The 11499-nt window shown below is 36.7% G+C and carries 7 protein-coding genes; 2 read left to right on the top strand and 5 right to left on the bottom strand.

Annotation, left to right across the window (positions count from 1 at the left end; all coding sequences use genetic code 11):
• Positions 1-375 precede the first annotated feature (375 nt).
• From ABIQ27_RS00335 to recG, 5 genes are all read right to left on the bottom strand, one after another.
• Positions 376-1239: a bestrophin family ion channel gene (locus tag ABIQ27_RS00335; RefSeq protein WP_348030973.1), complete on the bottom strand. Its 864-nt coding sequence runs from the start codon at positions 1237-1239 to the stop codon at positions 376-378.
• A gap of 29 nt (positions 1240-1268) precedes the next feature.
• Positions 1269-2576: a TolC family protein gene (locus tag ABIQ27_RS00330; RefSeq protein WP_348030971.1), complete on the bottom strand. Its 1308-nt coding sequence runs from the start codon at positions 2574-2576 to the stop codon at positions 1269-1271.
• 4 nt (positions 2577-2580) lie between these two features.
• Positions 2581-5667 carry an efflux RND transporter permease subunit gene (locus tag ABIQ27_RS00325; protein ID WP_348030969.1) on the bottom strand — a complete coding sequence of 1029 codons (3087 nt, stop codon included), beginning with the start codon at positions 5665-5667 and terminating at the stop codon, positions 2581-2583.
• A gap of 59 nt (positions 5668-5726) precedes the next feature.
• Positions 5727-6785: an efflux RND transporter periplasmic adaptor subunit gene (locus ABIQ27_RS00320; protein WP_348030967.1), complete on the bottom strand. Its 1059-nt coding sequence runs from the start codon at positions 6783-6785 to the stop codon at positions 5727-5729.
• 99 nt (positions 6786-6884) lie between these two features.
• Entirely contained in the window at positions 6885-8993 is a 2109-nt protein-coding gene (gene recG / locus ABIQ27_RS00315) for an ATP-dependent DNA helicase RecG (RefSeq protein ID WP_348030965.1), read from the bottom strand.
• Positions 8994-9165: 172 nt separating this feature from the next.
• Here recG and ABIQ27_RS00310 point away from each other — a divergent pair, with 172 nt between their 5' ends.
• Positions 9166-11241, top strand: a complete 2076-nt coding sequence (locus ABIQ27_RS00310; protein WP_348030963.1) for a M1 family metallopeptidase — start codon at positions 9166-9168, stop codon at positions 11239-11241.
• On the top strand, positions 11238-11499 hold a 262-nt coding region (locus ABIQ27_RS00305; RefSeq protein WP_348030961.1), incomplete at its 3' end, for a patatin-like phospholipase family protein. The genes ABIQ27_RS00310 and ABIQ27_RS00305, both read left to right, overlap by 4 nt.

Here is an 11499-nt window from a genome sequence, read left to right as displayed (position 1 = left end):
GATTGGTATTTTTCCACAACTTCCACTTCCAAACCTAAATCGGTCAGTAAGGTTGCTGTTTCTTCTGATTTTAAATCTATTTTAATGAATTGTTTTAACCAATTGTATGAAATCTTCATATATAACTATTTGCTTTTGACGAGTGCAAATATAATCAATGCATACGGCAGAAGGAAAGGTTTAGTGTGTTTTTTGTTAGGATTTTTAATTTAAATAATTAGGAGCACAGCATCTTAATTTCTTAGGAAACATCCTCCCGCTATCCGCTATATCTTTTTATTTTGCAAATAAAAAGGATGCCGCTCCTATCGGGGCTAACAAGAACGTTTATAATTCTCACTAAGCAGCCACCCACAACCGAAAACTGACAACTATTTACAACAACTCCTCAACATGCTTCTTAATATTCTCCGCCATTTTAAGTGTCGGCAAATCATTTTCATCGCCACCAAACGGATCTTCAATTTCTTCGGCAATCAATTCTAAACTTGCCAGAACATAAAAGATAAAAACGACAACAGGCGCGACATAATAACCCAAACTAAAAGAATAACCAAAAGGCAAAGTCATCACATAAAAGAAAATGAATTTTTTGATAAAAGCACTGTAAGAATAGGGAATAGGCGTGTTTTTTATTCGTTCACAGGCACCACAAATATCTGTCAGTGATTGGATTTCAGCATTGAGAATAATCAATTGGTCACCCGTAATTTTCTTTTCCTGGTATAACTCATTTATTTTATGGAATATCTTTTTGGCAATCTGATTTGGTTTGTGTTTGTGATGATCAATTTCCAAATCGACATCATCAAAGAGTTGTTGTGAAGTTTCGGAATTATTCAAATGCTTATGTAGAACATTCGCATAATTCGGAATCATCTTCCTGAAATAGCTTCGGTCTTTTTCATCTTCCAAAATCACAGACAATTTGATGGCAAAATTACGGCTGCTATTCACCAGACTTCCCCATTGCCTTCTGCCTTCCCACCAACGGTCGTATGCGGTATTTGTTCTAAAAACTAGCAATAACGAAATCACGAAACCTAACATTCCGTGCATAATCGTAATGTTTTTTACATAGCTATTTTCAGAAAGTTTCCAGAATTCTACTTCGGCATACCCAATGAGTGCGGCATAAATGCCAATCGCAAACATAATTGGAAGCAGCGTTCTAAACGTATCGGCTTTGTGAAAACGAAAGATAAATGTAAACCAGTCTTTGGTGTTGTAGGATATCATTTTGACTTTGAATTTAAATCAAAAATACACTAAAAACTCAAATTCCCGGCCAATTCTTTTAGTGCAATTTCAGATAATTTTGACTGATACTGCATATTGGTATTTCTGACTTTAGCATTGATATAATTCAACTGTGCCGTTCTGAATTCAATAGGAGTGATGGTGCCAATCCTGAATTTTTCCAGAGTGATATCCATGTTTTGTTTGGCAATTGCTTCATTTCTTTCTTCCAGTTGCATCAATTCTAAATTAGTCAGATACGTTTGATACGAACTTTCCAATTGTGAGTTCAATATTGATGTTTGTTGCTCAATGGCAATTTTGGAATTTTCAAGTTCTATTTTGGCAGTCTTCTCATTGCGGTGTTGCGCAAATCCATCAAAAATATTCATACTGGCGCTAAAACCATAATTCAATCCTCTTGAATACGATTCAGAAGTAAAGCCCAAACTGGACTGACTTTCGGCGAAATTGTATCCTGTATTTACTTTAACCGTTGGGTAACGATTGGCTTTAACCTGTTTCAACTGAAGTTCTGCTACTTTTTTATTGATGATTTGAGTTTCTAATTCTGGATTTTGTTTGATTGCCAAATCAGTAAGTGCCGGAAGTAATAAGGTTTTATCAACGTCAATTTGGTTAACGACATTAAAATCCATTTTCACATCACGGGCCAAAATCTGATTCAGTAGAATCTTGGTGTTTTTCAACGATTCCTTTTGTTTTAAAAGTGAAGTTTGATCGGTATTCAAATCGACCTGAGCATTCAAAACTTCTAATTTCGAAGCCTTTCCAATGCTGTATCTGTTTTGTGCCAATGTAAACCGCTGATTTGAAATCACTATCGAACTGTCTAAAGCCGCCAATTGCTGTTGCTGTTGCACCAAATCGAAATACGTAGCAGTAACATCACTAATCTTGGTTATAATGGTCAGTTTTAATCTGGCATCGCCCAGCTTTTGCAATTCGTCTAACTGACTTTTTTTGGCAAACATTTTAAAGCCGTCAAAAACCGTCCAATCTAAATTTGCACCATAACCAAGGCTATTGTTTTTGGCATTATTCAAGTCGGTTCTGGTTCCATCCTGACGGATTTGTGTGCTTTTTTGAATGTTGTTGTTGTCAACGACAGTTGCGGTTACTTTTGGTAACATGCCAGCATTTCCAACAGTTGCATTGGCTTCGTCAATTCTCAAATCGTTTTTGGAAAGTTTGATGTCATAGTTGTTTTCCAAAGCAATCTTTATAGCGTCTTCCAATTTCAAAACTTCCTGCGACAGCACTTTTGGCGCAAAGCCAAATAATAAAACAACAATATATAATGATTTCATTTTCATAGTCTTATTTCTCAAATTCTTCAAGATGGTCAAATTCTGGTCGGTGTTTCTTTTCTCTTGACCACATTAAATAAATCGAAGGAATGACAAACAGCGTTAAAACTAAAGAGAAAATAGTTCCTCCAACAATCACAACTCCCATTCCGATTCGGCTCGTTGAAGCGGCTCCAAGCGATAATGCAATTGGCAAAGCTCCTAAAGCAATCGCCAAACTCGTCATCAAAATTGGTCGCAAACGTGATTCTGAAGCTTGAACAATAGCATCGTATTTTGACAAACCCTGCTCTCGTAATTGGTTGGCGAATTCCACAATCAGGATTCCGTTCTTGGTTACCAAACCAATCAGCATTACTGTTCCAATCTGGCTAAAGATATTCCATGTTTGTCCAAATAACCAAAGCGAGAATAACGCTCCTGCAACCGCCATTGGAACGGTTAAAATGATAATAAACGGATCAATAAAACTTTCAAATTGTGCTGCAAGAATAAGATAAATTAGCAGTAAAGCCAAGCCAAATGCAAAAGCGGTATTCGAACTACTTTCGACAAAATCTCGGGATTCTCCGCCTAAATCTGTGGTAAAACTTCCATCAAGAACTTTAGCTTTGATTTCGTCCATAGCTTCAATTCCGTCAGAAATACTTTTCCCTGGTGCCAAACCTGCCGAAACTGTGGCCGACATATATCGGTTATTATGATACAATTGTGGTGGATTACTTTGCTCATCCACTTTCACAACATTGTCTAATTGAATCAATTCGCCTTTATTATTTTTAACAAACATAGAAGTCAAATCCAGCGGTTCGTCACGGTCTTTTTTGTCAAATTGCCCAATGACCTGATATTGCTTTCCATTACGCATAAAATACCCAAATCGCTGTCCGCTCAATGATAATTGCAAAGTCTGGGCAACATCAAGAACTGAAATACCTAAGCTTTCTGCTTTTTCTCTATCGATGGTTACATTGATTTCGGGTTTGTTGAATTTCAGATTCACATCCACATTGGAGAAGGCATCGTTCTGGTTAGCCAAATCCATGAATTGCGGAATTTTTTCACGCAGTTTTTCGAAATTTGGCGCCTGAATGATATACTGAATTGGAAGCCCACCACGTTTATTAACAGCAATAGTTGGCTGCTCGGAAACATTTACTTTGGCTTGCGAATATTTTTTTGTCCATTTGGTGAATTTTTCGGCAATTTCCTTTTGAGAACGTTCTCTGTCTTCAGGATCTTTTAAAGCCATACGTACTCTTCCGCTATTTACAGAGGCCGAAGCAAAACCTGGAGCTGTAATTACCAATGCAATTTTTTTCTCGGGAATCGAATCGTCAATCATTTTTGACAATTCCTGCATGAATCTATCGGTATAATCATAGGTAGAGCCTTCGGGAGTCGTAACTCCGACAACAATTAAATTCCGGTCATCATAAGGAGCCGTTTCTTTTGGAATGATTTTAAAAAACAATATTATCAACCCAATACAAACAATCAAAATTGGAAAGCTAAGCCATTTTCTTTTGATAAAACGTTCAAGTGAACTCGCATAACCTTTGTTTAAATTTTCAAAATAAGGCTCAGTAAAGTTGTAGAATCTGGTTTTTTTCTGTTCGCCACCTTTCATTAAATAGGCATTCAACATTGGTGTAAGCGTCAAAGAAACAAAAGCCGAAATTAAAACGGCAGAACCAATGACTACTCCAAATTCACGGAACAGCCTTCCAACAAAACCTTCTAAGAAGATAATCGGTAAAAATACTGCGGCAAGAGTTATTGAAATGGAAATTACAGCAAAGAAAATTTCATTAGAACCTTTGATAGCTGCTTCAATTGGAGACATGCCTTGTTCCACTTTTTTGAAGATATTTTCGGTGACTACAATTCCGTCATCAACGACTAATCCTGTCGCTAAAACAATAGCTAAGAGCGTCAATACGTTCACCGAAAAACCACATAAATACATAATGAAAAACGTAGCAATCAACGAAACCGGAATATCAATCAATGGTCGGAAAGCAATGGACCAATCCCGGAAGAATAGGAAAATAATAAGGATTACCAAAATCAGCGAAATCAACAAAGTCTCTGCAACTTCTACTACTGATTTTTTAATAAATAATGTATTGTCAAGCGCGACATTCATCTTGATGTCTTTGGGCAAATCTTTTTTAAAGGTGTCAAATTGTTTGTAAAACTCGCTGGCAATGTCGAGGTAATTTGTACCCGGCTGTGGAATAATAGCCAAACCAACCATTGGTTGCCCGTTTGCTTTTAATTGGGTTTCCAGATTTTCAGGACCTAATTCGGCATGGCCAATATCACTCAGGCGCACAGTTTTATCACCATCTGCAACTATAATGATATTGTTGAATTCTTTTTCATCTGAAAGATTTCCCAAGGTTTTTACGGTCAATTCCGTGTTGGCACCAGTTAGTTTTCCGGAAGGCAATTCTACATTTTGTTTGTCTAATGCAGTTCTAACATCAGAAACAGTAACTCCATAAGAAGATAATTTTACAGGGTCAATCCAAATACGCATCGAATAGCGTTTTTGCCCCCAAATTTGTACACTGCTGACACCTGGAATGGTTTGCAAACGCTCGGCAATAACATTTTCAGCGTAATCGCTAAGCTCCAAAACATTTTTGGTATCACTTTGAACCGTCATCGTAATAATTGGATCAGAATCGGCATCAGCCTTAGAAACTACTGGTGGTGCATCAATATCCTGCGGTAGACTCCTGACAGCTTGTGATACTTTATCACGTACATCGTTGGCAGCTTCTTCTAAGTTTTTTTCGAGCTTGAATTCGATTGTAATATTGCTGGAACCCTGATTACTTGAGGAAGTTATATTTCTGATTCCGTCAATGGAATTAATTGCTTTTTCTAAAGGTTCGGTAATTTGTGATTCAATAATATCGGCATTCGCACCAGTATAATTTGTTCGCACTGAAATTTGAGCCGGATCAATCGAAGGAAATTCACGAACACCCAAATAACTGTAACCAATAATACCAAAAAGAATAATGGTTAAATTGATGACAATGGTAAAAACCGGTCGTTTAATGCTTAAAGTGGATAAACTCATACTTTTAGATACGCCCTTTGGGCTTTAGATTTTTAGCAATACTTATCGTAATTCGTAATTTATTTAAGTTTTACTTTGATATCGGCTTCATCTTTCAGCGACATCACGCCTGAAGTCAATACTGTATCTCCGATTTTCAATCCTGAAGTTATTACAACGTCTTTATCGGTTCGTGTCAGCGTTTCTACTTTAACTACTTTGGCTTTTCCGTTATTAGCAACGAAAACTGTCTTTCCATCCTGAACTGGCACGATGGCTTCGGTCGGAATGATGATGGCATCTTTGATATCACTCAAAGGCAAATCAATATTGGCAAAAGTCCCGGGTAATAATTTTCCGCCTGAGTTTTCAGTTAACGCCCGAATCTTCATCGTACGTGTAGCCAATTCAATTCCGGGTTCCAAAGCATAGATTTTGGCTGTAAACTTCTCAGTTACATTTGGAACTGTAAAGGTAATTTGTGAACCTTTAGTAATTTCCGTAGCATATTTTTCAGGAATAGAAAATGTAATTTTTAGCGGATTGGTGTTAACTAAATTGGCAATCAAAGTTGTTGGCGTGACATACGTTCCAGGAGAAATGTTACGCAAACCAATCTTTCCGGAAAACGGCGCTCTGATACTGGTTTTACCAATTTGCGCATTGATTAATTCGGTTTGCGATTTCATTGTTCTATAATCGGCGCTGGCAATGTCGTATTCTTCCTGGCTGATAGCTTCTTTTTGCAATAATAATTTCGCTCTTCTTTCGTTTTCGGAAGCCAGGCTTTCTTTTGTTTTAGCTTGTGCTAATTGTGCTCTTAACTCAATATCATCAACTTTAAGTAAAACCTGTCCTTTACTAACCTGACTTCCTTCTGTGAATGAAATACTTTTTACAATACCAGAAACCTCACTGTGAATTTCAATTTGTTCATTAGCTTCAATCGAACCAGAAAGCGAAATAACATTGGAGAAATTCTGTGGTTCAACAACAACAGCACTGACACCAATTGGTGGTTTTTTGCCACCTTTATCGTTGCCTTTCTCGTTTTCGGATTTATTTTTTGTGATTCTGTAGACAATCATTCCACCAACGGCAATGACAAGAATTGATAGTATGAGGTATTTTATTTTCATTTAAAATAGTATTGTAGAGGTTTGCTCACAAAGCTACTTCTTACTGATGAAAATGGCGGTAGGGTTAGTTTTTATTTAACATTTGTGGATACAAGTTTTTTAGCTAATATAATTCCAGATGTTTTTCTTTTTGGAAAGTTCAATAAATATTGCTCGCAGCGTTTGATGTTCAGGTAATGTCATCGACGGATCTTTCTTCAAAAGTTTTAAAGCTTCATTTCGGGCAACCAATAATATATCTCTGTCTCTTACCAAATCAGCAATTTGAAGTTGTAAAATGCCGCTTTGCTGTTTTCCCATAATATCGCCCGGACCACGAAGTTTCAAATCGACTTCAGCAATTTCGAAACCATCGTTGGTTTGGCACATGGTTTCCAATCTGATTTTACTATCGCTTGATAATTTAAACGAAGTCATCAATATGCAATAACTCTGTTCGGCGCCACGACCAACGCGGCCACGCAATTGATGCAGTTGTGATAACCCAAAACGTTCGGCACTTTCAATAATCATCACACTTGCATTCGGGATATTTACACCAACTTCAATCACAGTTGTCGCGACCATAATATTGGTTTTTCCTTCAGCAAAGCGTTTCATTTCTGAATCTTTATCAGCAGGTTTCATTTTGCCGTGAACAATAGAGATGCTGTATTGTGGCAGCGGGAAATCTCTGGAAATACTTTCATAACCATCCATCAAATCCTTATAATCCATGGTTTCACTTTCCTGAATCAACGGATAAACAATATAGATTTGGCGTCCTTTGGCGATTTCATCTTTAATGAATTTCCAGACTTTCAAACGGTTACTGTCATAACGATGCACAGTTTGAATTGGTTTTCGTCCCGGCGGCAATTCGTCAATTACAGAAATATCCAAATCGCCATACAAACTCATCGCCAAGGTTCGTGGAATGGGTGTGGCGGTCATCACCAAAATATGTGGCGGAATATCATTTTTTTGCCAAAGCTTGGAACGTTGCTCCACACCAAAACGATGCTGCTCGTCAATAATAGCCAAACCCAGATTATTGAACTTTACTTTGTCTTCCAGTAAAGCGTGTGTACCAATAAGAATGTTCAGACTTCCATTTTCTAACTGTTCATGAATAATTTTTCTATCTGCAGTTTTGGTTGAGCCAGTCAGTATTTTTATGTTGATGTTTAAGTGTTTGGCTAATTCGGTCAAACCGTTGAAATGTTGGTTTGCCAAGATTTCTGTTGGCGCCATCAAACAACTTTGAAAACCATTATCCAACGCAATAAGCATCGCCATTAAAGCGACAATTGTTTTTCCGGAACCAACATCGCCTTGCAAAAGTCGATTCATTTGGGCATTCGTGCCCATATCATTTCTGATTTCCTTGAGCACTTTTTTCTGTGCATTGGTTAATTCAAAAGGCAAATGGTTTTGGAAGAAATTATTAAAATTTTCTCCGACAACCGTAAAAGGATGGCCTTTGATTTTATGTTTCCGAACCAGATTTTTGGTAATCAATTGCAGTTGGATAAAAAACAATTCTTCAAACTTTAACCGGAATTGTGCTTTGGACAACAGTTCCTGGCTTTTTGGGAAATGAATGTTGAATAACGCAGCATTCTTCGGAATCAGTTTTAATTCTTCTAATAAATATCCTGGCAAAGTTTCAACAAACTTGGCTTGTGTTTCCACAAACAATTGCTGCATCATTTTATTGACAACCCGATTTGAAATACCACGATTGGTAAGCGTTTCTGTTGATGGATACACTGGTTGCATTGCAGAACGCAGGCTTTGTTCGTGTTCGGTTAGCAATTCCATTTCGGGATGCGCCATATTGAACGTATTTCCAAATGACGCTACTTTCCCAAAAATCACATATTGAACATTAATTTTCAAACTGTCGCGAATCCATTTGTGACCCTGAAACCAAACGAGTTCAATTTCACCGGTTTCATCCACGAAAGTGGCAACCAAACGCTTTTTTGCTTTGCCAAATTCAACAGTTTTGATGTTGATGATTTTGCCAATGATTTGGACTTCGCTGTCGTTTTTTTGTAATTGGTTGATTTTGTAATAACGAGTTCTGTCAATATATCGATTCGGAAAAAAATTGACTAAATCTTCATAACGATGAATGCCCAATTCCTTACGCAGTAACTCACCACGTTGAGGACCAACGCCTTTAAGGTATTCAATGGGAGTTTGGAGAAGCGAGTTTGACATATTTTTAGAGAATAGAAAATAGAATAAAGTGAATAGACTCCGAATATAGATTTTTGTCTATGTTCTATTCTCTATTTTCTATATTCTTACTATAGCGAAGATAGTTTTTTAATCTAAATTTTAAAAACTCTGTGTATCTTTGTTTATCTCTGTGTAACTCTGTGAAACCATTATGCGATATTATATTTTCCTTTTTGTTTCCTTTATTTCATTTGCCCAACAAACCCAAAAAGTAGATTTCAAAACTGCTTTTGGAAATATTTCGATTAACCCTATCGAAAAGAAAGTTTCGGGTTCTGTTCGTTATGTTTTTGAAGTCAAACAAGCTATTGACACCATCAAAATAGATGCGCAAAAGATGGTTGTTTCCAACGTTAAGATTAATAATAAAGTTGTAAAATATACCAATACAGGAAAGGCTATAAACCTTTTTGAAGGATTTAAAACAGGAAAGAATACGGTCGCTTTTACATACGAAGCAACTCCAAAACAAACCATGTATTTTAACGGAGATTTCACTTGTGCAAACTGTAACAATCAGCAGGTTTGGACACAAGGGCAAGGGAAATATACCAGTCATTGGTTTCCGAGTTTTGATGATGTGAATGAAAAAGTTATTTTTAATCTGAATGTTAGTTTCGATAAAAAATACCAGGTTTTGTCCAATGGAGTTTTACTCAATGAATATCCCAATAAAAATGAAATGATTTGGCAATATGAGATGAAAAATCCAATGAGTTCCTATTTGTTGGCGGTTGCTATTGGAGATTTTAGGCATCAGGTTGTCGCTTCTAAATCGGGGATTCCGTTGCAAATGTTTATTCAGGCAAAAGACACACTCAAATTTGAAGCAACTTATCGCTATTCAAAACAAATCTTTGATTATCTGGAAGAAGAAATAGGAGTGAAGTATCCATGGAAAATCTACAAACAAATTCCCGTGGAAGATTTCCTGTATGCCGGAATGGAAAATACTTCGGCTACGATTTTTGCTGAAGATTTTGTTGTGGATGACATTGGTTTTAACGATAGAAATTATGTGAATGTCAATGCGCATGAGCTGGCACATCAATGGTTTGGTGATTTAGTTACGGCAAAATCGGGGAAACATCATTGGCTGCAGGAAGGTTTTGCTACCTATTTTGCTTTGCTTGCTGAAAGAAAGATTTTCGGAGATGATTATTTTTACCATCAGTTATATAGAACTTCTTTACAGCTTCGAAATGCTTCAAGAACAGACCAAATTCCTTTGATGGATGAGAAAGCAAGTTCATTAACGTTTTATCAAAAAGGCGCTTGGGCTTTGCATTTAATAAGAGAAACGATCGGGCCAAAATTGTTTCAGAAAGCGGTGATGAACTATTTAAAAAAATACCAATATCAAAATGCTGAAACCGATGATTTTCTGGCTGAAGTCAGAAAAGTATCCGATTTTGATACGGAAACATTTAAGAGAGTCTGGCTCGAAGATTATCAGTTCCGAAGTGATGAAGCCAATGCATTGCTGCGGAAAAATGATTTTATAGTAAAGCTTATTGAAACTCAAAAAATGCGTATCCGACCGTTTTCTGAAAGTAAGGCGATGTTTAAAGAATTAATGCAGTCGAATGTCTTTTATCCTGTAAAAACTGAGATTTTATATCAGATTAAAGATTTACCGTTTGAAGATAAAAAAGAATTACTGTTTTTGGCATTACAGACAAAAGATGTCAAAGTGCGTCAGTCTGTCGCCGAATTTACCGAGGAAATTCCATTAGAATTCAAAGCTGATTATGAAGCATTGTTAGATGATGCGTCTTATGATACCAGAGAAATTGCGTTTATGAATTTATGGAAAAACTTCCCGGAAAGCCGAACCGCTTATTTGGAAAAAGCTCAAAATTGGATTGGCGGAAATGATAAAAGCCTACGTTCTTTATTCCTGACTTTTTCTATCGAAAATCAAAGCGCTGAAAAAGAAAAATATTATAACGAGTTGGTTGATTATACTTCACCAAAATACGAAAGTTCTGTTCGCCAAAATGCGATTATCAATGCGTTGGCAATTAATGAAAATGATCCGACAGTTTTGAAAAATTTGGTCAATGCCACCACACATTATAAATGGCAGTTTACAAAATTTGCCAGAGATAAAATAAGAGAATTACTGTTGCAGGAAGGCTTTCGAAGTTTGTTTGAGAAGCTTTTGCCAAGTTTAACTGAAAGCGAAAAAGCACAATTACAACGATTATTAGACGAAAAGAAATGAGAGCATTAGTAATTTCGGGCGGCGGTAGTAAAGGCGCGTTTGGCGGTGGTGTTGCGCAGTATTTGCTTCAGGAAAAATTTCATAAATACGATATTCTTATAGGAAGTTCAACAGGAAGTTTGCTGATTCCACATTTGGCTTTAGGCGAGGTTGACAAAATTCATCGCATTTATACGAACGTGAATATGAGCAAAATTTTCGATATCAATCCGTTTGTTGTAAAACACAAGAATGGCATTGATGTGGTTACCATTAACC

Source organism: Flavobacterium sp. (genome assembly GCF_039916025.1).
Classification (GTDB): Bacteria; Bacteroidota; Bacteroidia; order Flavobacteriales; family Flavobacteriaceae; genus Flavobacterium.
This window is presented reverse-complemented; position numbering and strand designations above follow the sequence as displayed.